This window comes from Terriglobus roseus (assembly GCF_900105625.1).
Classification (GTDB): Bacteria; Acidobacteriota; Terriglobia; order Terriglobales; family Acidobacteriaceae; genus Terriglobus; species Terriglobus roseus_B.
The window spans coordinates 157,257-178,185 of sequence record NZ_FNSD01000001.1 but is presented as its reverse complement, the minus strand read 5'-3'; the positions used below and the strand labels follow the sequence as shown (position 1 = coordinate 178,185).

Genomic DNA, 20,929 nt, shown 5'->3' with positions numbered 1-20,929 from the left:
TGAGATCCAGCCCCGAGGTGCTTCATGGGCATCGCTCAACACCGGTTTCGTTTCATGCTTTCCGCAGCGTTATGTGGTTGCTTAGCCCTCGGACCGCTGAGCGCGACCGCTGCAAAAAAGCCAGCGCCGGTGACGCGTCCGTTGGACAAAGAAGCGCGCGCCAACCTGATTCTGAATCGTCTCACCTTCGGCCCAACAAAGTCGGAACTCCTTTCGCTTGAGTCTCTTGGAGTCGAATCATGGTTCGAGCGCCAGTTGCAGCCTCAAACCATTAACGACAGCGCATTTGAGGGCAGACTGGATGCTTACCCGGCGCTTCGAATGACACAGAGCGATCGTCTGCGTCGGTACCCGGAACCGGCGACGCTGCGACAGATCGCCAAGACCGGCGTGCTGCCGAATGACCCCGAACTGCGCGCTATCGTCGGTGACCAGGTCGAGTTCTACCAGATGATCCGCGAGAACAAGGCCAAGGCTGATGCTGCCAAAACCGGCACTGCGGACGCCATGATGATGAATGGTTCCACGCAGAGCGTCGCCGCCCAGGCGCAGGCAGCGGTCGTGAACCTGGAACAGAGCACTCCAGCGATGCCGAAGGCTGAGGTCGATTCGCTGGTGTCGCTCGCCCCGAACGATCGCTATGGCCGCCTGTTGAGCATGCCGCCGGCCGACTTGATCGCCCTACGGAAGGGAGCCCGCGGGCCGTTGGAGGCGAAGCTGACGGACGGCATGACGCCATTGCAGAAAGAGACGCTGCTGGCGCTCTCTGGTACCAACCGCATGATCAACGCGGAGACGCAGGGAGCCAGGCTGCTGCGGGACATCTACTCGGAGCGTCAGCTTGAAGCGGTGATGACCGACTTCTGGCTGAATCATTTTAATGTCTTCGTGGGTGCGAACGGCCAGATACCGGCGGTGCTCCCCGACTACGAACAGACGATTCGCTCGCACGCCCTGGGTAAGTTTGAAGACCTGCTGATTGCGACGGCGCAAAGTCCGGCAATGCTGATGTATCTGAACAACGCAACCAGCATGGGACCGAACTCCATCGCAGCGGTGCGCGCGAACAAGAATCCGAAGAACAAGCAGGATCTGGGCCTGAACGAGAACTACGCCCGCGAGGTCATGGAGCTGCATACGCTCGGCGTGAATGGCGGCTATACGCAGAAGGATGTCACCGAACTGGCGAAGGTCTTCACCGGCTGGACACTCGACCGGCCATACGATGGTGGCGCCTACAACTTCAACATGAATCGGCACGAACCGGGCCCGAAGACGGTGCTGGGCAGGACGATCCAGCCAAGCGGTGAGGAAGAGGGGTACCAGGCGCTGCACATGCTGGCGACCAGCCCGGCGACTGCGCACTTTATCTCGACAGAAATTGCGCAGCGCTTCGTCAGCGACAGTCCGCCACAGGCCATGGTCGACCGCATGGCCAAAGCCTTCCTTACGAGCAACGGGGACATCAAGCAGGTGCTCCGCGCGATGGTGCATTCCCCGGAATTTTTCACGACGGCAACGGTCAATGCCAAACTGAAGACGCCGCTGGAGTATGTCACCAGCGCGGTTCGCGCGAGTGGCGCCGAGATATCGAATCCGCAGCCATTGATCCAGTCACTGCAGCAACTCGGCATGCCGCTGTATGGCTGCCAGCCGCCGACCGGCTACAAGTGGGATGAGGCTACCTGGTTGTCATCGTCCGCACTCATCAACCGGATGAACTTCTCCCTGTCGCTCAGCACGAATCGCATTGGCGGGGCAACGGTGGACTGGATGCCTGTGCTGGCAAGTGGCGCGCCGACGATCCGTCCTGTATCCCTGACTTCGGGCTCGGGTGCGGCGGATCCTGACGCCAGCCGCAAGGAATCGCTATTGGAATCGCGGCTCTTTGAAGTACCCGTGAGCGCCCAGACGCGGACCGCTGTAATCACGCAGGGAAACGATGCGACGGCGCAGCAGGCAGCACAACAGTTCTCCGCGACTGGCACGCGTCAGTTGACCGATGCGGAGAAGCAGGCGCAGCAGCAGGATCGTCTGGACGCGATGATGGCCGGTAAGGTTAAGGGCCCGCCGCCGCAGAAGGGAATGGCTCCACCGCGTGGACTGGGTGTGGCAGTCATCAAGCCCGGTCCGGCTCCCGCGGATAAACAGGCTGCTGCGATGGCAGGACTGTTGCTCGGTTCACCGGAGTTTCAGCGACGGTAGTGCCACTCATGGCAGTAGAGCACTCAAGAAGGTCGCATCCGATTGGCGGTCTTCCGAACGGAGTCGCGCGCCGAACGTTTCGGTCTAGTCGGTCCAAAGAGCTGAAGTCGCCGGCGAAACCGGTGGGGGGTACCAAAGATGTTTTCTCGTAGAGCTTTCGTTCGAAATGGCGCCCTGGCGCTCGTGGGTACGGCCACCGTGCCGAGTTTCCTGGTGCGCAGTGTGATGGCGGAGCAGGCGGCGGCGCAGGCTAACGGCAAGAAACTGGTCGTGCTCTTCCAGCGGGGCGCGGCCGATGGCTTGAATATCGTCGTGCCGTACAAGGAGAAGAACTACTACGCCATGCGGCCATCCATCGCATTGCAGCCCAACGAGGTGCTCGATCTGGATGGGCAATTTGGATTGCATCCAGCCATGGCGCCGTTGTTGCCGCTCTTCAAGCAAGGTCATCTTGCGGCGATCCATGCCGTGGGATCGCCCGACACGACGCGCTCGCACTTCGACGCGCAGGACTATATGGAGAGTGGCACGCCGGGCATTAAGAGCACCCAGGACGGCTGGTTGAATCGCGCGCTGCAGGCGGAACGAATCGACCCGAAGGCGATGAGCGCCTTCCGTGCTGTCGCTCTGGGGACGCAGGTTCCGCGCACGCTGCAGGGGCGTCTTCCGGCTGTCGCGGTCTCAAATGTTGCAAATTTCTCGGTGGGCGGACAAGGCGCACAGGGTGTTGCTGCCTCTGCCGCATTTCAGGCGATGTACGCGGGCACCCATGACCGCATCCTGAGCGGCGAGGGGCAGGAGACGTTCGAAGCTGTGCGCATGCTGAAGGCGACCGATCCGGCGCACTACCAACCGGCGAATGGTGTGGTCTATCCCAATTCGCCATTCGCCAACAACCTGAAGCAGATCGCTCAGTTGATGAAGGCAAACCTTGGAGTAGAGGCGGCCTTCGCCGACATCGGCGACTGGGATACGCATCAGGCGCAGGGCGGCGTAAACGGACGCCTGTCCAACAGGCTAAAAGAGTTCAGCGAAGCGATTGCCGCCTTCTGGAATGACATGGGCCAGGACGCAGAACAGATCACGCTGGTGACCATGAGTGAGTTCGGAAGAACGGCGCGGCAGAACGGCACGGGCGGTACGGATCACGGTCACGGAAATGTAATGTTTGTATTGGGCGGCGGTATCAAGGGCGGGAAGGTCTATGGCCGCTGGCCTGGGTTGGATGAAGAGCAGTTAAATGAGGGACGCGACTTAGCGATCACGACAGATTTTCGGCAGGTGTTGGGCGAGGCGACCTATCACGCATTGGGTACGCGGGACCTGAGTACAGTCTTTCCGGGCGGCTCCGTTACGCCTGCGCAATTTCTGCGATTTGCCTGATCTGGCTCGCCGCGCGTATGGTTTCAACAGTTTTGCGCAATCCATCTCAGATTTGATTGCGTATACAACTTGATTACTCAGAAAGACCAGCTTTTGCAGCGCAACCTTTCAAGCGAGACTGCGTCTTATCCGATGTAGTCAGTAATAATGCCGGGGTCACCCTTCTACGACCCTGGTCTCACCTATCCGCACCAAATCTTCCCACCTTTTATGTAAGGCCTCCAGAGTATCGGAGGCCTTCACTTCGTCTGGGTGTTTTTTTCAGCGCTGTGATGTTGGGGAATGTTTCAGAATTGTTAATTACTCAGAGCATTGATGGGATGTTGCAATTACTCCCAACCGAGTCTGCGATCCAGAGACAGCGGGCCTGCGCCGAAGGCCAACACGATGAACGCAAGTGCCATGCAGGCGAGCGGATATTTTGAGGCACCGTAGTCCGGGAAGGTGACCTTGGCGACGCCGACGAGCAGCGTGAGCGTGTTGAGACCACCGAAGAATCTTGTGAACAGGCCAACGATAAGGCAAAGACCGCCAAGGAACTCTCCAAGCGCGGAGACGGTGCCGAGCCACGCTGGCATACCCAGTTTGATCACGTAGGCGTTCCAGTGCTCGATGGCCGCGAAGGTGTTGTTACCGTGGAAACCGCCGTGAGGAATGATCTTTGTATAGCTTGCCGATACCAGCGCGCAGCCCAGGACTACGCGAAGGAGAAGCAGGGCATAGGGCTGCAGACGATCAAAGAATCGAGCCATGGACGAACACCTCTACGTTCAGGCTAAGTCGACAGGAGTGCGACCGCGTGGCTATTTTCCCGACCGCGTGGCTATTTTCCCGAAGGCATCTGCGGCGTCAGCACAGGGAAGGCCTCGCCGGGCAGGATGCTGTCGAGAAAGCGCACGAGTGCGGCCTTCTCGGCGGCCGCGTCATGTGTGGGCACTTCGACCGTCAGCTTAGGGTCGGCAGCTGTCTGGTAGACGGCTTTTCGAGCGCCATCTGCGTGGCCTACGGTATAGAGCAGCTTCGGGGTCGTGATGTGCTGCAGACCGTCGAGCGAGAAGTTGTCGTGGAAGACAAGGCTAAGGGGAAAGAGGTGGCTGCGCGGATCGTGTGCGACCCGCGCGCGGACGGTGGAATCCGCGTTGTAGGCAATCAGGCCGCCGCCGGGGCCATAGTTCTGTAGTAGCTTCACGGCCAGCGAAACACCGGTGCCGCTGCCGAAGAGGATCACATGATCGGGGGCGATGTGACGCGTCGCGGCGAGGTACTCCCAGGCAGAGACGGCGTCGGCCTGCATGCGGTCTTCGCTGGGATGCGGGCGTTGCGCGCTGTTGCCGTAGCCACGGTAGTCGAAGGCGAGAACATTCAGTCCGAGGTCATGTAACTGCGCGATCTGCGATCCATCAGCAGCATCAAGCTGCCCGTCACCGCCGCGAAGATAGAGCGCAGCGAAGTCCGCGCGAGGTGAACTGGCCGGAGCGCTGAGCCATTCTCCCGCAAGCTGTGGGTCACCTGCACCGTTTGGACCGAAGTGGGTTTTCTCGGACGAGAGGCGTGTGCCGCCATTCGCGGTCCGAGTGGGATGCAGCACGAGCTGCCACGATCCCATGTAGAACAACAGGCCGAGCGCCAGATAGCTGCAAAGCAATCCCAGGACAATGAATGCTCCGAGCATGCGGAGGAGCCAGCGCGGGTCCACAACCTCGACCGTCTTCGTCGTTGGGCGGGTGGATGCATTGCGGGACTGCGACTTGGACGAGGTCTTGGATTGCTGAGCCATGTTGGGTTCATAGTAGCGCGCAGGATCGATGGACGCCGCGTGCGGTCATGCTGCATCCAATCTCGACAGAGCAAATGGGAGCAGGGAATGGCGCAATGGGTTCGTTTGTGCGGTGTGGAAGAAGTGCCGCAGCCGGGCAAGGTGGTGCAGTTGGAAGCGCAGGGCGTGGATGTGTGCCTGGCGAATGTGAACGGCACGCTGAGTGCGATGGACAACTGGTGTCCGCATCGCCGTGGGCCGCTGGGCGAGGGCTGGATTGAGGGCGATCGCGTGGTGTGCCCGTGGCACGCGTGGGGTTTTGAGGTCAGCACCGGCAACTGTCCGGAAGAGCATGCTCACGTTGATATTTTTCCGCTGAAGACTGAAGGCGGAGACGTGCTGGTCGACATCACGTAGGCCTTGCGGGAGCGGATTCATAAAGTTCTATCGAGGAAGTCAGAGTTCATGCCGTTCGATGGGCCTAACGCTGATAGAATCGATTGAATCCACTCCAGTAGGAGAGGCAATGCAAGCTATTCTCGCGCTCGAAGACGGGCGCATCTTCCGCGGTAAAGGTTTCGGTGCCCCTGCCGAATGTTCCGGGGAAGTCGTTTTCAACACTGCATTGACCGGTTATCAGGAGATCTTCACCGATCCTTCCTATGCCGGACAGATCGTTGTTCTCACCAATCCGCAGATTGGAAATTACGGCACCACGCCGAATGATGACGAGAGCACCAAACCCTATATTGAAGGCCTGGTGACACGGGAGTTCTCTCCGGTGTCCAGCAACTGGCGCTCAACGCAGGTGACCGACGAATACCTTGAGAAGTACAACGTGCCCGTGATCGCAGAAGTCGACACGCGCGCCATCGTGCGGCATTTGCGCGCGAACGGCGTCATGCGTGGCGTCATCTCCACGAAGGTGACGGACGTTGATGCCCTCGTGGCAAAGGCCCGCGCCATTCGCAAGATGGACGGGACGGACCTGGCATCGGTGGTGAGTACGAAGACCCCCTATGAGTTCTCCAGTTCGAGCGCTGCAAACGAAACAGGCGACAAGTTTTTGCCTGCGTCCATCAGCACGGACGGCAAGCAGATGCACGTCGTCGCGTATGACTTCGGTATCAAGCAGAACATCCTGCGTATGCTGGCTCGAGAGAACTGCCGCGTGACGGTGGTGCCTGCGAAAACCTCCGCTGCAGAAGTGCTGGCGATGAACCCAGACGGTGTCTTCTTCTCGAATGGTCCTGGCGATCCCGAGCCTCTGGATTACGCGCAGAAAAACGTGCAGGACCTTGCGGGCAAGACGCCAATGTTCGGCATCTGCCTGGGACATCAGATCTTCGGCCTCGCGCTTGGCGGGAAGACCTACAAGCTGAAGTTCGGCCACCATGGAGCGAATCACCCCATCAAGAATCTTGAGACGGGTAAGGTCGAGATCACCTCGCAAAACCATAACTACGCAGTCGATCCGGAGACACTGGACGACGCGACCGTTGCGGTGACGCATACGAATCTGAATGACGGTACCGTTGCCGGGTTGAAGCACAAGGAACATCCGATGTTCAGCGTGCAGTACCACCCGGAAGCAAGCCCGGGTCCGCACGATTCGCATTACCTGTTCAAAGACTTCCGCAAGATGATGGATGAGTGGAAGAAGTAATCAAAAGGGGCATCCTGAGGATGCCCCTTTTCACGAGAGCTTGTGTGTTCGCCAGGCGAGTAAGAGAGAAGAGATAGATGCCACGCAGGAATGACATCGCAAAGATTCTGGTAATCGGCTCTGGTCCGATTGTCATTGGCCAGTCGGCCGAGTTTGATTACAGCGGTACGCAGGCGTGTAAGGCGCTCAAGGCCGAAGGCTATGAGGTGGTGCTGGTTAACAGCAACCCGGCGTCCATCATGACGGACCCGGAGGTTGCCGACCGCACCTACGTTGAGCCGCTGACGCCGAAGTACGTGGAAGAGATTCTGCGCGTGGAGAGCGAGCTTCTCAAAGAGAGCGGCCGCCCCGGAGTCTTCGCACTGCTGCCCACGGTTGGTGGACAGACGGCGCTGAACCTTGCTGTCGATATGGCGGATGCGGGGACGCTCGACAGGTACAACGTAGAATTGATCGGCGCGAAGCTGGACGCGATCAAGAAGGCAGAAGACCGTCTTTTGTTCAAGGACGCAATGAACAAGATCGGTCTGGACATGCCGCGTTCCGCGCTGGTGAACAACCTGCGTGACGGCCTGGACTTCACGCAGAAGATCGGCTTCCCCGCAGTTATTCGTCCCTCGTTCACGCTGGGTGGATCGGGCGGCGGCATCGCTTACAACCGTGAGGAACTGACGGAGATTCTGTCGCGCGGCCTGGATCTTTCGCCGGTGGGCGAGTGCCTGCTGGAAGAGTCCGTGCTCGGTTGGAAAGAGTATGAGCTCGAGGTTGTACGTGATCTTGCGGACAACGTCATCATCATCTGCTCGATTGAAAACTTCGATCCGATGGGCGTGCATACCGGCGATTCCATCACTGTAGCGCCTGCGCAGACGCTGACCGATCGCGAGTACCAGTGCATGCGCGATGCAGCCATCCGCGTCATCCGCGAGATTGGTGTTGAGACCGGCGGCAGCAACGTGCAGTTTGCGGTAAACCCTGCGAACGGTCGCATGACCGTCATCGAGATGAACCCGCGTGTGTCTCGTTCATCCGCGCTGGCGTCGAAGGCGACAGGCTTCCCGATCGCAAAGATAGCCGCACGTCTGGCCGTCGGCTACACGCTGGACGAGTTGCAAAACGACATCACGAAGGCGACCCCGGCCTGCTTTGAGCCGACGATTGACTATGTGGTCGTGAAGATTCCCAAGTGGCAGTTTGAGAAATTCCCTGGTGCCGATGAGTCGCTTGGGCCGCAGATGAAGTCGGTCGGTGAAGTGATGGCGATCGGCCGGACCTTCAAGGAAGCGATGATGAAGGCCGTCCGCTCGCTCGAGACGGGCAAGAAGGCCTCGGCTGCTGACATCGAACCGCGCCGTCTGACGCAGCGCCTGGTAACGGCTCATCCTGAGCGTTTGCGCTATGTTCTTTACGCCTTTGAGCGCGGCATGACCGTGCGCGAGGTCGCTCGCCTCACGGGGATGGATCCCTGGTTCCTCTTCCAGGTGAAGCAGATCGTCGACGAGATTAAGTCGACCGCTGGTGACAGCATCGATACCATCACCGAAGATCAGCTGCGTACAGTGAAGCGCATGGGCGTCAGCGATGACATCCTGGCAGCATCCTGGGGTCTCGAGGGTAAGGATGCAGCGGCGCCGGTGCGTGCTCTGCGCGAGAAGATGGGCGTCATGCCGGTCTACAAGCTGGTCGATACCTGTGCGGCCGAGTTCGAGAGCTACACGCCGTATCTGTACTCCAGCTACGACGAAGAGGATGAAGCAGCACCGACGGATCGCAAGAAGATCATCATCCTGGGCAGTGGTCCAAATCGTATCGGACAGGGCATCGAGTTTGATTACTGCTGCTGCCACGCGGCTTTCGCGTTGCGCGAGGATGGCTACGAGACCATCATGGTCAACTGCAATCCTGAGACAGTTTCGACCGACTATGACACAAGCGACCGCCTGTACTTTGAGCCGCTGACCTTCGAAGACGTGCTGGCTGTCTACAAGCATGAGGCTTCGGGTGGTGCGGATATCGGCATGATCGTGCAGTTCGGCGGGCAGACGCCGCTGAACCTCTCGCAGCCGTTGAAGGCTGCTGGTGTGCCCATCATCGGCACCTCGCCGGAGTCGATTGAACTCGCGGAAGATCGCAAGCGCTTTCAGAAGCTGATCGAAGAGTTGAAGATTCCGCAGCCTGCCGGCGTCCTTGCAACAAGCGTCGCCGAGGCTCTTGCGGGTGCGAACAAGATCACGTATCCGGTGCTCGTACGTCCCAGCTTTGTGCTCGGCGGTCGCGCCATGGTCATCGCCTATGACGATGCTGCGATCGTGCAGTACATGAACACAGCGATCGAGTATTCGCAGGAACGGCCGGTACTGATCGACCACTTCCTGGAAGACGCGACCGAGGTGGACGTTGACGCACTCTGCGACGGCAAGGACGTCCTGATCGCGGGCATCATGCAGCACATCGAAGAGGCCGGTATCCACTCGGGCGATTCCTCGTGCGTGTTGCCTTCGGTCGATCTCACGGACGACGTACTCGCTCAGATCCGCCGCTACACACGGCAGCTTGCTCTCGCACTGAATGTGGTCGGCCTGTGCAACATCCAGTTCGCGATCCAGCGTGGCGTCGTCTACGTCATCGAAGTCAACCCGCGTGCATCACGTACTGTTCCTTATGTTTCGAAGGCAACGGGCGTGCCGCTGGCAAAGATCGCTTCGCGTTTGATGACGGGCCGCACCCTGAAGGAACTGCTGCCTGCGGAGCTCGCGAGCGGCAGGGATCTCGGAACGGGCGCGCACTACTTTGTGAAGTCCCCGGTCTTCCCATGGGGCAAGTTCCAGGGTGTCGATCCGGTTCTTGGACCAGAGATGCGTTCGACGGGCGAAGTGATGGGCGTTGCCGAGACGTTCGGTGAAGCCTTCGCAAAGGCGCAGATCGCAGCCGGTCAGAACCTTCCCACGACAGGCAATGTCTTCCTCAGCGTGAATGATCACGACAAGGAGACGCTCGTACCGCTGGCGAAGCAATTCGTTGAGATGGGGTTCCATCTCGTCGCGACCCACGGGACAGCGGATGTCTTGTCGGAAGCGGGCCTGCAAGTGGAGCGCGTACACAAGGTCAAGGAAGGCCGACCGAACGTGGTCGACTTTATCAAGGGTGAGCGCATTCAACTGATCGTCAACACGCCGCGTGGCCAGGACACGTTCTTCGATGAGAAGGCAATCCGGCGCGCTGCAGTGCTGGCACGTATCCCGACGATTACGACGGTTGCCGCAGCACGTGCGGCTGCCGAAGGTATCGCGTCCCTGCAGGGCGGAAGCGTGACGGTCTACAACCTCCAGGAACTGCACGCAGGACGAGAGACCGCCTAGGAAAGGCGAGCAGGTGGACCACGATTCGCTCCCAGTGACGTGGATTCGCCTCCAGGCAATCCCTCGTCTCATGAAAGACAGGAACGGCCTCCGGATACCCGGAGGCCGTTCCTGCGTAAAGTGCAGTGTTGTTATTCGTCAGCCGCAGCGGCAAGTTTCGCCCCGACTGCGTAGCCGATGATCGACAGTGGGATCCAGGCGCCGATCAGGACGCCATCACCACCCAGCATGCCGCTGTTGTGCGTGATGGAGAAGAAGGTTCGGTAGAGCCGCTCCACAAGGGTGCAGTGTTCGCATAGGCCCGGGCCGGTTGGCAGATCGAGGACATAGACACAGACGGTGCCGAAGAAGAGAGCGCCTGAGATCCACACGTAGGGCGCGACATCATCCGGCTGTGACCGCATGATCGCAAAGCCAGCGGCCGCAGGCACAAGGAATGCCAGCCCTGTGCACAGCATCTTCGGTCCCGCCGCGTCAGGATTGACGTGTGCCGCCCAGAAGGCGGTCAGCAGAACGACGAGCACCACGACCGCGAGTAGCGTGTGCAATACGAACCAGGCGGCCTCGCGCAGCAGGTCGTTTGTCGTCTTGTTTCCACGGATCTCTACGGATTCCATCGCCTCCTACGTTAGCCGTTCTCAGCTCGAATGCAAAGGAGAAACGGGACGTTGCGCTCCGCACTCGCGTCGCGGTGACATCGATGGCGATACCATGGAGTTATATGCTGCTCGATGGAATTCATGTACCGCTGACGACGCCGTTTTACCCAGATGGCAGGCTGAACCTGCGCAAGTTGGAACACAACGTGCGGCGCCTGTCGCTGACACCCGTGAGTGGCCTTGTCGCCCTGGGCAGCACGGGCGAGTCTGCGTCGTTGACCGACGACGAGCGCGCGCAGGTACTTCGTACCGTCGGCGCCGAGGCCGCGAAAGAGAAGGTGCTACTGGCTGGCATTGGGCTGCCCAGCGTCTTCGCTTCGCTGGCCCTTGCACAGGTCGCTTCAGAGGCTCGCTTTGACGCTGTCATGGTTGAGCCACCTATCGAATACGGGAACCTGCTGTGGGATGACGGCAATGCAACCACCGCATTGTTGACTTACTTCGAAGCCATCGCGGATGCATCCCCGCTACCTGTCGTATTGGTGTCGGATGCTGCCCGCGTGGTTCTGCCGATCGCACTGATGGAGCGCCTTAGCGGGCATCCCAACGTGCTTGGTTTGCTGGAACAGTCGTCGCACATCAGTCGCGTCGTGCAGATGCGTGAACTGACCACGTCGGTCGCACGCACGGTGACGACCACTATCACATTTACCGCTGCAACGGCTCGCATGTTGCATGTGCCGGAACTGGCTGCAGCCGTGGGAGGCAGCTTTGTAAGTGCTGCGTCGCTCAGTGGAGCAGCTGCTGGAGAGACTGCCGTGGCGACTGCGCCGCCGGTCGCAGCATTGAAGACACGTACGAAGCAGGTTGGCTTCCAGGTCCTCTGGGCCATGGCCGAAGGAGCCACCGAGGCTCTGCGTGCCGGGGCGAGCGGTCTCTTGATGCCGATCGCTTCTGCTGTGCCGCAGGCTGCGTTTGAGGTGTGGGCTGCTTGGAAGGACGGCGATGTGTCGCTGATGAAGGAGAAGCAAGGACGGCTGGCGACTGCAGAACAGGGCATTGCACCCTGGGATATTCCTGCCATCAAGGCTGGAAGCGAGCTGTCGGGCTACTTTGGTGGACGACCCCGGTTGCCATTGCTGCCGGTGACGGGCGAGCGTGCCGCAGAGATCGCAACGCGGCTGCGGGGTATGCGCTCCTAGAGAGCTTTGGAACGCTTAGCGCGTGCGCGGCACGATGGTGATGCCAAGCGCGTTCAGCTTGGTGCGCGCGGCGAGTGCTTCCTGCGAATTGGGATAACGCTGGATCAACGATCGCAGCTCGCGTGCGCCGGCTTCCGTCTGCTTCATTGAGAGCAGCGACTCGCCCTTACGCAGTTGCGAGACGGGAATCTTCTGATTGCCGGGATACTGTTCGATGACCTTGTCGTAGTTCTTCGATGCCGATGCAAAGCGGCCAGCTTTGTAATCGATCTCGCCGAGATAGAAGTAGGCGTTTCCTGCGAGATTGGAATCTGGATAGAACTTGATCACGTCGGTAAACTCGGCCGAAGCCAGGGAATACTTCGCACCGTTGTAATCGCTGAAAGCGGTTCGGTACAGATCGTCGACCGGCGGCGCGGTGGAGCTGGTCGGCAGCTCCGCGTTGGAGGGCAGCAAAGCGCTTGCTGAGGGCCCGGCACTTGGCGGAGGCGCCTGCTTCGATGTCTTGCCGCTGGATGCAGAGGGTGGCGAATCCATGGGAGCAGCTGCCGGAGCAGGCGAGCCACCGTTATCCATGCGAGCACCCATCGACTGTTGTGCGCTCTGTACATCGGCAATGGCGCGATCGATCTTGGCGAGCCGTGCCTTCAGTTCATCGACCGAATCATTTAGCGACTGCATCTGGCCGCTGACAGTCTCCAGTCCCTTGCCAGTTGCTTCCGACTGCACGCGCATCTGCTTTTGTAGAGTGTCCAACGCACCCGCCATTTTGTTGACGGAGTCCGTGGTCTGTTGCACCAGGTCCTTCATTACGCCCATGCGTTCATCGTTGGACTGTTGCAGACGAGCCACCGCATCCTGCAACTGCTGGATCTGCGTCTGCAGTTGGATCATGTCCTTGTTGACGGCGAATGCTGGTGTCGGCGTCGACAGGAGCACGGCAGCGATGGCGAGTGTGGCGGGCGCGAGGCGAAAGAATCGGCGCATGGTGTGTCCCTCAAACGAAGGCTGCGGCAGGCTTTCGCTTGCCGCAGGCAAAGGTTAGGTAAGTGAACCATCGGCGTTCGTTCGGCTCTATCCACAGAGCCGAACGAACCGGATGCCTAGCGGTCGATGTTGAACTGCGCGCGGCGATTTTGCTGCCAGCAGCTTTCGTTCTGCTCGGTGCAGAACTGTTTTTCCTTACCGAACGAGATCACGCGAATGCGGCTGGCTGCAATGCCGGCATTGACCAGCGCGGTCTTCGCTGCGTTGGCGCGGTTCTCGCCAAGTGCCAGGTTGTACTCGGCCGAACCACGTTCGTCGCAGTAGCCGCCAATGGTGATCTTGATGGCCGGGTGCTGGGACAGATAGCTGGCTGCCTGCACCGTGCTGGCCGTTGCATCGGCACGCAGGTCGTAGCTGTCGTAGTCGAAGAAGGCATCCTGAACCGCTGCGTGGAAGGCAGCGTCCGAGCCCAGGTCATTGGAGGTGCCCAGATCAGCGGTTGGCGGCGCCGGGACGCGGACCGTCACGCGAACGTTCGCTTCAGCAACGCCACCGTCACCCTTGGCAACCAGGTGAAAGTTCGTCGAGTTCGACGGCGTGACGTTCTGTGTGCCGCTGAGATTCACCGGGCCAATGCCATCGATGCTGACAGAGGTCGCGCCGGTCGTGCGCCAGTTCAACACGACGGACTGGCCGAGATCAATCGCCGAGGGATCGGCTGTCAGCACAGCAGTCGGTGCGACGGCAGCGTCCACTGCGGGCGGTGCGGTGTACGGCGGCGGTGCGCTGACTTTCTTGTGGCAGCCTGACAACAGGATCAGCGAGGCCGCAGCAAAGGTGAGCAGCGTGTTAGTCCGCAAAGTGTGCAGTGTCATTCAGTTCTCCTCGCGGCCAGTGGCTCGCGCTTGCTTGCAATGAGATCAAAAAAAGTCTACCGGAAGCTCCAGTTTGGCATGTCGCTGCCGGTGCCTGCGAGCTTATGTTTCCCGGTTCCGTCGGCGAGCATGGTCCAGACCTCGGCTCGTGCACCTGAACCTACGGCGAAGACAATGTGGCGGCCGTCCGGAGACCACGACGGGAAGTCGCAACGGCCAATGCCATTGGTCAGTTGTACCCACTTCTTACTGGCAACGTCCATCAGGTAGATGTCCTGCCCGCCAGGCGCGCCCGGGCCATACTTGCGGTCCCAGGCGAAGGCCAGGAACTGTCCGTTCGGTGACCAGGAAACCGATGTCGCGTAACCGGAGTCAGTCATACGCTGCACGCCGGCACCATCGACATCCATGATGTACACCTGCGGAAGGCCCGTACGACCACTGATCCACGCGATCTGAGAACCGGTTTTGGGATTCCATGTGGGCGAAACATCCGGTCCACGGGAATTTGTAATGCGACGCGCATTGTTACCACTGCCGTCGGAGACGTAAATCTCCGGATCGCCGGGCCGCGAGGAGGAATAGGCGAGCTGCCCGTTCGCCGACCAAGCTGGTGACAGATTGGTGCCACCGCTGTCGGGAAATGTGACCATGCGGTTGAGCAACAGGGAGAAGACACGGATCTGGAAGCCGTACTTGCCCAGCGATGAAAATGCCAGGCGCGAGTTGTCCGGCGATACACGGGGTGAGAGGGAGATGGTTCCCAGGTTGGTGATCGCGTGCGCATTCGCACCGTCGTAGTCCATCGCCCAGATCTCTTTCGCACCGCCGGCTGCATGGACGTAATAGATCTTGCTCTCTGCGATGCCGGGAATGCCGCCGCCAAGACGAAGGATGATCTCATCGGCCAGCTTATGCGCGATGGTGCGGGCGCCATTCTCATCCGCGGCTTCGGTGTACTGCTTGCCAAGCACCTGCGGGAACTGTGCATTGTGCGTGTCGTCGACGTAAGCACTCACGACGGCGCGGCCGGCATTGATGCCGAAAGAACCGAAGGCAACGAAGGCTGCGTTGGTCGTGCCGCCGGCCCATTCCGGCAGACGAATCTCAGCGGGTGCGCCCGGCGTGCCCTGCGGCTGCATGCTCTTGGAGACCAGATCGAAGACGCCGGCATTGCCAAGATCGCTGTAGAGGACAGAGTCGAAGGTGCGCTTCAGCGCTGCGGCGTCAGGCGAAGTTCCGCGAAAATCGGCAGCGGCAATGCGGACGCGGTCGGCGCCGGTGTTGGTCCCGGTAAAGACATTGTCCTGTGCATGCAGTCGTCCTGCGCAGCCGACTGCGGCAAGCGCCAGAAGCGCGCGACGAAGAGATTGCTGTATACGGATCGTCATCGCTCTCTATGGTAGACGCAGCTCTTTGTCAGTGGCTCGGAGGGGTGCCAGATTCGGTACGGCAAAGTGATGATTTGGCTACTGCTTCGGGTCGAAGTAGTACTGGACATTGATGAATTGGCCGGTGTAGCCGTCCGGCAGCGGACCGAAGGTATCGATGCGCTGCAGGGCGCGCAGCGCGCTGGCATCAAGGGTTGCATCGCCGCTGGGCTTTGCAATCTGGATCTGCGACGGTGTGCCGTCCCGCTCCACGCGGAAGCTTATGTAGACACGGTGGCCGGGGGCTCCACTATCCAGCGTCTGCGTAAACCATTGCTGTGCCACCTTCTGCGTCAGGGCTCGGACGTAGTAGGCGTAGCGCTGGCCAAAGGCTGAGTCCGCAACGTTCGTAGAGGACGTCCCCGCGCGATTTTCGACGGCCGTCATGGCGACACGCAGGCCCGCCGTTTCCCCGGTCGTGGCCTTATCGGGCTGTGGCTTGGCAGGCTGCGGATGCTCCGGTGGCTTGGGCGAGGGCGCTTCGGCCGTCTTCGGCTGCTTTTTGTCAGGCTGCTTCACGACAATGGGGATGTCGGTAGGCTTCGGCGGTGGTTCCGCTGCAGGCTTTGGAGGAGGCGGAACTTCGCTGGGCGATTCGGACGCAAGGACGTTATCGGCCTTTGGCTGCACCTTGGGCGGCAGCGGGACGGAGTTGACCATGGTGGCCTGAACGGCACCGGCAACGTCTGCCTTGTCTCCCCAGGCGTCGCCCGTCTTATGAAAGATGTACGCCGAACCGATGACGCCACCAAGAATGATTCCATGCAGCGCCAGTGCGACGACGAAGTTCTGCTTCGTCGTGCGTGCGGCCCGGGTTGGCTGCTGTACTACCGGCATGGTTCTACTTCTCGAAAGGCCTGGTGACAATGCTGATATTGATGATGCCCGCCTGCTTGACGGCATCCATCACGGATGCAAAAGCGCCGAAGGGAACCTTTTGATCCGCGCGCAGGTAGATCACCTTCTTGGATGGATCACCCTTGGTGCGGAGTAGTCGCGGTAACTCTGCGATGTTGACCGGCTTATCCTGCAGGAAGACCCGCTGCTCGTGATCGATGGAGACGACGGTGCGTTCTTCCGTGAGCTGGTTGACGGTGCGTGTCTGCGGCACCGCCACTTCGATACCCGATTGCAGCACGGGTGCGGTCAGCATAAAGATCAGCAGCAGCACGAGCACCACATCCACTAGGGGCGTGATGTTGATCTCGGCGAGTGAGGACTGCGTTCGTCTCGTGGAGAAGGCCATGGGTGTCGATCTCCTATGCTTAGTTGGACTGGGGTGCCCGGCGGCGGGCATCGTCGGCTGGCGTCTGGGCGCCGGCGGCGGCGTTCTCAAGCGCATTCAGAAGTTCGCGGCTGAAGTCATCCATGCGTGCGTCGAATTCCTTCGTGCTGGCCGAAAGCTGGTTGTAGCCAACAACTGCTGGGATTGCCACGACAAGGCCGGCAGCCGTGGTGATCAGCGCCTCGCTAATGCCCGGCGCAACAGCGCGCAGTGTCGCGGCGCCCTGCGTTCCAAGACCGTGAAACGCATCGACGATACCCATCACCGTGCCCAGCAGGCCGATGAACGGCGCGACAGCAGCAATGGTGGCAAGCCATGTGAGCTGGCTCTCAAGATCGGAGAGTGCTTCGCTGGATGCGATCTGCGCCGCGCGCTCGATCGCAACAGGGTTGCGCGGGAAGCCGCGGCCACCAGTCTGCCGCTGGTACTCATCGACAATCTCCGTAAATACAGACACCAGGGGCGAGGGCTTGTAAGTGTCGGACACGGTGGCGATTTCGCTCAGCCGTGTCGACTTGCGAAAGGCACGCAGAAAGGCCTGGCTCTTCGCGCGGGCGCGGCGAAAGGCGCCGGCCTTCGTCAGCATGATGGTCCACGAAAACACGGACATCGCCAGCAGCAGCACCAACACCGCAAGGGCGATGGGCCCACTGTTGTGAAGCATCTCCACCAGGGCAGAAGAGTTTGCCGCAGCGGGTGGCGCAGTGGCGGCGGATACCGGGACGTCGTCTTGCAACAGGAGCGCGAGGAGAATAGCCATACCTGCAGGAAGTGTATCGGCTTGCAATGTGGGTTGAGGGAAGGACGAACCTTCGAAGATGCGCGGACGATATCCAAGCTCCCATCATTGGTCGAGCGGACAGGGCTCGAGAGGCATTCTCAAAACTGGTTTCCCGGCGTGCGGAAACTGGCTGCGTACTTCTTTTGACAATGCCGTCGGTCAAAAGCGCTCCGGTCGGTCACGCCTCCGTGCTATTCTCTGCGCGAAGGTAGGGCGAAAATGCTGCTGGAGCTTCGAGCCGAAAACTACGCCGTCATCGACCACGCCGTCGCAACCTTTGGGAGTGGCCTGAACCTCCTCACGGGTGAAACGGGCGCAGGTAAATCCATCCTCGTGGACGCTCTCGCGCTCCTCATGGGCGGCCGCGCAGCCAGCGATGTCGTACGGCATGGCGCTGAGAAGGCTGTTGTCTCCTGCGTCTTTGAAGCCACACCCGGCGCCGAGGCCATCCTGGAGGCCAACGGTATCGACGTGGAAGGCGCGGAGATTCTCCTGCGCCGCGAGGTCAATATCAGCGGCAAGGGCCGTGTGTTTCTGAATAATCAACCCGCGACGGTAGGCGTCCTGCGGCAGCTTGCACCGGAACTTGCGCTGGTTCACGCGCAGTCCGAGACGACCAACTCCTTTGACCAGTCGCAGCAGCGTGGCTTGCTGGACCGCTATGCGGGCATCCAGACAGCACTGCTCCCCGGCCGCGAACTGTCGAGCGATCTGCGTGCGCGCCTGAAGACACGGAAGGGAATCGATTCTGCACAGGCTGGAGAGAATATCCGAACGGCTTATACGATGTGGCGCGAGGCGCGAGAAGAACTCGACCGTCTGAGCGGAGAAGAGCAGGAACGCCTGCGGAATGCCGATCTGTGGAGTTTTCAGCGCACTGAAATCGCTGAGGCAGCGATCTCTTCGGCAGATGAAGACGAACAGCTTGAGTCGGAGAAGCGTGTTCTTGCGAACGCCGAGAAGCTCTATACCGCTGCCATGAGCGCGCACGAAGTTCTGTACGAGAACGAAGGTTCAGCGGAGAGTACGCTCGCAGCCGCGCAGAAGCACGTGGAGGAACTCGCACGCTACGACAGCAACTTCGCGGAGGCAGCGACTCAAATCGCGAACGCCCGCGCAACAGTCGCGGACATCAGCGCCACCGCGCGTCACTATGCAGAGAACATCAATGCTTCCCCCGATCGTCTTGCGGAGATTGAGGACAGGCTCGCGGCGCTGGATCGCCTGAAGCGTAAGTATGGCCGCACCCTCGCCGAGGTCATCGCCTACGGGGAGGACGTCACAACGAAACTGCAGGAGATTGAGAACCGTGATGTCCTGATTGCCGAGGCAAAGAAGACGCTTGCCGAAACAGAGCACGTCTATACCTGCGTCGCCAGTGACCTGACGGAGACGCGAACCTCTGCTGCGCGCAGCCTGGAAAAGTTGGCGGAGCAACAGATCAACGACCTTGCCATGAAGGTACAGTTCCGCGTGGAAGTCGCACCGCAGAAGGAGCAGAGCTTCTGGACTGCGGTGGGCTGGGATCACGTGGAGTGCCTGATCGCGACCAACGCGGGTGAGCCACTGAAGCCTCTCGAAGAGATCGCAAGCGGTGGTGAAATGAGCCGCGTGATGCTGGCTCTGAAGGTTTCCGTCGAAGAGGGCGGGGCAGACCGCACGCGCCGGCGGATCCCGCTGCCACGCACACTGGTCTTCGACGAAATCGATATCGGTATCGGCGGTCGCGCTGCCGAAGCGGTCGGCCAGAAGTTGAAAGCTCTCGCGTCGCACCAGCAGGTGCTCTGCGTGACGCACCTGCCGCAGATTGCCGCGTTCGCGAACCAGCACTTCCTGGTCGAAAAGTCCGAGCGCGACGGTCGTACCCGCACACAGATCCGGCAAATGAAGGAAGAAGAGCGTACCAACGAGATCGCCCGCATGATCAGCGGCGCGACGGTGACGGAGACCAGTCTGCGTCATGCCGAACAGATGCTGAAAGCCAGCAAGTAGCGCTGACAACCTGCCAAGGGGCAGGGAGATCATACTGTGTGCGGCTTCCCGCCTCGGAGAGTCTCCCATGTCCCACGACCCTAAGAAGTGTGCTCACGTGCCCTGCCGCTGCATGGTCACCGAGGGCAAGTTCTGCTCGGAAAACTGCAAAGATGCGGCTGCAGCCGCCCCGAATACCCTTAGCTGTCATTGCCCACACACCAGCTGCGGAGGGCGGCTCTAGCCTTTACCGTAACGCCAAATCGCGCCATGCAACGCGCTCCAGTTGTGAGTACTGTGCACCAGAGCAGGTTCAATTCGGACCACTCGGTGTTTACTTCGCGGTATACTTTCAAGGTGAGCACTCTTACCCTCGACCCGCCCGTATCCACCGAAAACGACAGCGCAAAGCAGAAGCGCGTATTGCTGCTGAAGCCCCGCGGTTTCTGCGCCGGTGTTGTGCGCGCAGTGGACATCGTGAAGATCGCGCTGGATACCTTTGGCGCGCCGATCTACGTGCGCAAGGAGATCGTGCATAACAGCTACGTGGTGGACGATCTGCGCCAGAAAGGCGCGATCTTCGTCAATGAACTGGACGAGGTGCCGGAGGGCAAGCGCGTGATCTACTCCGCGCACGGCGTTTCGCCGGCCGTCCGGGAGCGCGCGAAAGAACGTGGGCTGAAGGTGATTGACGCGACCTGCCCTCTCGTCACGAAGGTTCACGTCGAAGCTATCAAATTTGCCAAGCAGGGTTACTCCCTTGTGCTGGTCGGTCATCGCGATCACGAAGAGGTTGAGGGCACGCAGGGTGAAGCGCCGGATGTGACCCAAGTGGTTTCGACAATCGAAGAAGTCGACCAGTTGATCGTTCCCGATCCTGAGAAGGTTGCGTATCTTACGCAGACGACGCTCTCGCTTGACGAAGCGAAGTACATGATCGAGGCGTTGAAGAAGAAGTTCCCAAAGATCGTCGGACCGCATGCACAGGACATCTGCTACGCCACCGAGAACCGTCAGACTGCGGTGAAGAACGTGGCGCACGGTGCCGATCTGGTGCTCGTGGTGGGTTCGCGTAACAGCTCAAACTCCAACCGTCTGGTTGAGGTTTCCATGAACATCGGCACTACGTCGTACCTGATCGACAGCGCGGAAGACATCAAGCCGGAGTGGCTCGAGGGCAAGGAGCGCGTCGCCATTACGGCCGGTGCATCTGCGCCTGAGGTTCTGGTTCAGGAAGTTGTGGCGTACCTGCAGGGCAAGGGTTATGGTGATGTCGATGAGGTCGAGGTGATGCCGGAGAATGTTCGCTTCGGCCTGCCGCCTGAGATTGTCCAAGCCATTGCTTCAGCACCGGGATCGCAGACAGTTCGCGTTTAGGTTCGTTGGTAATTGCGTCGAAACTGACCGGCACTCGTCGCGTCAAATGCAGT

General features: G+C 60.1%; 17 protein-coding genes. 8 read left to right on the top strand and 9 right to left on the bottom strand.

What is annotated here, in order from left to right:
* Nucleotides 1-129: 129 nt before the first annotated feature.
* Together BLW03_RS00765 and BLW03_RS00760 are read left to right on the top strand one after the other, a co-directional pair.
* Nucleotides 130-2,205 (top strand): DUF1800 domain-containing protein, encoded by a 2,076-nt coding sequence (locus tag BLW03_RS00765; protein ID WP_244501898.1) that lies wholly within the window; start codon nt 130-132, stop codon nt 2,203-2,205.
* A 138-nt stretch (nt 2,206-2,343) separates the two neighbouring features.
* The gene (locus BLW03_RS00760) at nt 2,344-3,588 is read left to right on the top strand and encodes a DUF1501 domain-containing protein (protein ID WP_074651899.1); all 1,245 of its coding nucleotides are present in this window, start codon (nt 2,344-2,346) and stop codon (nt 3,586-3,588) included.
* 329 nt (nt 3,589-3,917) lie between these two features.
* Here BLW03_RS00760 and BLW03_RS00755 read toward each other — a convergent pair whose 3' ends face one another.
* Nucleotides 3,918-4,340 carry a DoxX family protein gene (locus tag BLW03_RS00755; RefSeq protein WP_074651898.1) on the bottom strand — a complete coding sequence of 141 codons (423 nt, stop codon included), beginning with the start codon at nt 4,338-4,340 and terminating at the stop codon, nt 3,918-3,920.
* A gap of 71 nt (nt 4,341-4,411) precedes the next feature.
* On the bottom strand, nt 4,412-5,365 hold the full coding sequence (locus BLW03_RS00750) for a serine aminopeptidase domain-containing protein (protein ID WP_074651897.1): 954 nt from the start codon (nt 5,363-5,365) through the stop codon (nt 4,412-4,414).
* 87 nt (nt 5,366-5,452) lie between these two features.
* Between BLW03_RS00750 and BLW03_RS00745 the strand changes: the two genes are divergently transcribed.
* From BLW03_RS00745 to carB, 3 genes are all read left to right on the top strand, one after another.
* Nucleotides 5,453-5,761 carry a Rieske (2Fe-2S) protein gene (locus BLW03_RS00745; protein WP_074651896.1) on the top strand — a complete coding sequence of 103 codons (309 nt, stop codon included), beginning with the start codon at nt 5,453-5,455 and terminating at the stop codon, nt 5,759-5,761.
* A gap of 109 nt (nt 5,762-5,870) precedes the next feature.
* Nucleotides 5,871-7,010, top strand: a complete 1,140-nt coding sequence (gene carA, locus BLW03_RS00740) for a glutamine-hydrolyzing carbamoyl-phosphate synthase small subunit (RefSeq protein WP_074651895.1) — start codon at nt 5,871-5,873, stop codon at nt 7,008-7,010.
* A gap of 77 nt (nt 7,011-7,087) precedes the next feature.
* Nucleotides 7,088-10,369, top strand: coding sequence for a carbamoyl-phosphate synthase large subunit (carB, locus tag BLW03_RS00735; protein ID WP_074651894.1), 3,282 nt, complete (start codon nt 7,088-7,090; stop codon nt 10,367-10,369).
* A 131-nt stretch (nt 10,370-10,500) separates the two neighbouring features.
* On the opposite strand, the gene BLW03_RS00730 is transcribed toward carB, so the two are convergent.
* Complete coding sequence (locus BLW03_RS00730; RefSeq protein ID WP_074651893.1) at nt 10,501-10,986, bottom strand: hypothetical protein; 486 nt, start codon at nt 10,984-10,986, stop codon at nt 10,501-10,503.
* A 104-nt stretch (nt 10,987-11,090) separates the two neighbouring features.
* On the opposite strand from BLW03_RS00730, the gene BLW03_RS00725 reads away from it, so the two are divergent.
* Nucleotides 11,091-12,170 carry a dihydrodipicolinate synthase family protein gene (locus BLW03_RS00725; protein ID WP_074651892.1) on the top strand — a complete coding sequence of 360 codons (1,080 nt, stop codon included), beginning with the start codon at nt 11,091-11,093 and terminating at the stop codon, nt 12,168-12,170.
* Between the two features lie 15 nt (nt 12,171-12,185).
* Here BLW03_RS00725 and BLW03_RS00720 read toward each other — a convergent pair whose 3' ends face one another.
* The 6 genes from BLW03_RS00720 to BLW03_RS00695 form a co-directional block, all read right to left on the bottom strand.
* Nucleotides 12,186-13,157, bottom strand: coding sequence for a tetratricopeptide repeat protein (locus BLW03_RS00720; protein WP_074651891.1), 972 nt, complete (start codon nt 13,155-13,157; stop codon nt 12,186-12,188).
* A gap of 116 nt (nt 13,158-13,273) precedes the next feature.
* On the bottom strand, nt 13,274-14,032 hold the full coding sequence (locus BLW03_RS00715) for an OmpA family protein (RefSeq protein WP_074651890.1): 759 nt from the start codon (nt 14,030-14,032) through the stop codon (nt 13,274-13,276).
* Between the two features lie 56 nt (nt 14,033-14,088).
* Nucleotides 14,089-15,423: a PD40 domain-containing protein gene (locus tag BLW03_RS00710; RefSeq protein WP_074651889.1), complete on the bottom strand. Its 1,335-nt coding sequence runs from the start codon at nt 15,421-15,423 to the stop codon at nt 14,089-14,091.
* 78 nt (nt 15,424-15,501) lie between these two features.
* A complete protein-coding gene (locus tag BLW03_RS00705; protein ID WP_074651888.1) occupies nt 15,502-16,299 on the bottom strand; it encodes a TonB family protein in 798 nt (265 codons plus the stop codon).
* Between the two features lie 4 nt (nt 16,300-16,303).
* The gene (locus tag BLW03_RS00700) at nt 16,304-16,708 is read right to left on the bottom strand and encodes an ExbD/TolR family protein (RefSeq protein WP_074651887.1); all 405 of its coding nucleotides are present in this window, start codon (nt 16,706-16,708) and stop codon (nt 16,304-16,306) included.
* 19 nt (nt 16,709-16,727) lie between these two features.
* Nucleotides 16,728-17,507 carry a MotA/TolQ/ExbB proton channel family protein gene (locus tag BLW03_RS00695; protein ID WP_074651886.1) on the bottom strand — a complete coding sequence of 260 codons (780 nt, stop codon included), beginning with the start codon at nt 17,505-17,507 and terminating at the stop codon, nt 16,728-16,730.
* Between the two features lie 240 nt (nt 17,508-17,747).
* Here BLW03_RS00695 and BLW03_RS00690 point away from each other — a divergent pair, with 240 nt between their 5' ends.
* Nucleotides 17,748-19,520: a DNA repair protein RecN gene (locus tag BLW03_RS00690; protein WP_074651885.1), complete on the top strand. Its 1,773-nt coding sequence runs from the start codon at nt 17,748-17,750 to the stop codon at nt 19,518-19,520.
* 336 nt (nt 19,521-19,856) lie between these two features.
* Entirely contained in the window at nt 19,857-20,876 is a 1,020-nt protein-coding gene (locus BLW03_RS00685) for a 4-hydroxy-3-methylbut-2-enyl diphosphate reductase (protein ID WP_074655678.1), read from the top strand.
* Nucleotides 20,877-20,929 lie beyond the last annotated feature (53 nt).

Bases quoted from the DNA above. Each gene is read 5' to 3' on its own strand.
- BLW03_RS00755 (WP_074651898.1), bottom strand. From the start codon at position 4,340: ATGGCTCGATTCTTTGATCGTCTGCAGCCCTATGCCCTGCTTCTCCTT.
- carA (WP_074651895.1), top strand. From the start codon at position 5,871: ATGCAAGCTATTCTCGCGCTCGAAGACGGGCGCATCTTCCGCGGTAAA.
- BLW03_RS00705 (WP_074651888.1), bottom strand. From the start codon at position 16,299: ATGCCGGTAGTACAGCAGCCAACCCGGGCCGCACGCACGACGAAGCAG.
- BLW03_RS00760 (WP_074651899.1), top strand. From the start codon at position 2,344: ATGTTTTCTCGTAGAGCTTTCGTTCGAAATGGCGCCCTGGCGCTCGTG.
- BLW03_RS00745 (WP_074651896.1), top strand. From the start codon at position 5,453: ATGGCGCAATGGGTTCGTTTGTGCGGTGTGGAAGAAGTGCCGCAGCCG.
- BLW03_RS00750 (WP_074651897.1), bottom strand. From the start codon at position 5,365: ATGGCTCAGCAATCCAAGACCTCGTCCAAGTCGCAGTCCCGCAATGCA.
- BLW03_RS00720 (WP_074651891.1), bottom strand. From the start codon at position 13,157: ATGCGCCGATTCTTTCGCCTCGCGCCCGCCACACTCGCCATCGCTGCC.
- BLW03_RS00730 (WP_074651893.1), bottom strand. From the start codon at position 10,986: ATGGAATCCGTAGAGATCCGTGGAAACAAGACGACAAACGACCTGCTG.
- BLW03_RS00715 (WP_074651890.1), bottom strand. From the start codon at position 14,032: ATGACACTGCACACTTTGCGGACTAACACGCTGCTCACCTTTGCTGCG.
- BLW03_RS00690 (WP_074651885.1), top strand. From the start codon at position 17,748: ATGCTGCTGGAGCTTCGAGCCGAAAACTACGCCGTCATCGACCACGCC.
- BLW03_RS00695 (WP_074651886.1), bottom strand. From the start codon at position 17,507: ATGGCTATTCTCCTCGCGCTCCTGTTGCAAGACGACGTCCCGGTATCC.
- BLW03_RS00725 (WP_074651892.1), top strand. From the start codon at position 11,091: ATGCTGCTCGATGGAATTCATGTACCGCTGACGACGCCGTTTTACCCA.
- carB (WP_074651894.1), top strand. From the start codon at position 7,088: ATGCCACGCAGGAATGACATCGCAAAGATTCTGGTAATCGGCTCTGGT.
- BLW03_RS00700 (WP_074651887.1), bottom strand. From the start codon at position 16,708: ATGGCCTTCTCCACGAGACGAACGCAGTCCTCACTCGCCGAGATCAAC.
- BLW03_RS00710 (WP_074651889.1), bottom strand. From the start codon at position 15,423: ATGACGATCCGTATACAGCAATCTCTTCGTCGCGCGCTTCTGGCGCTT.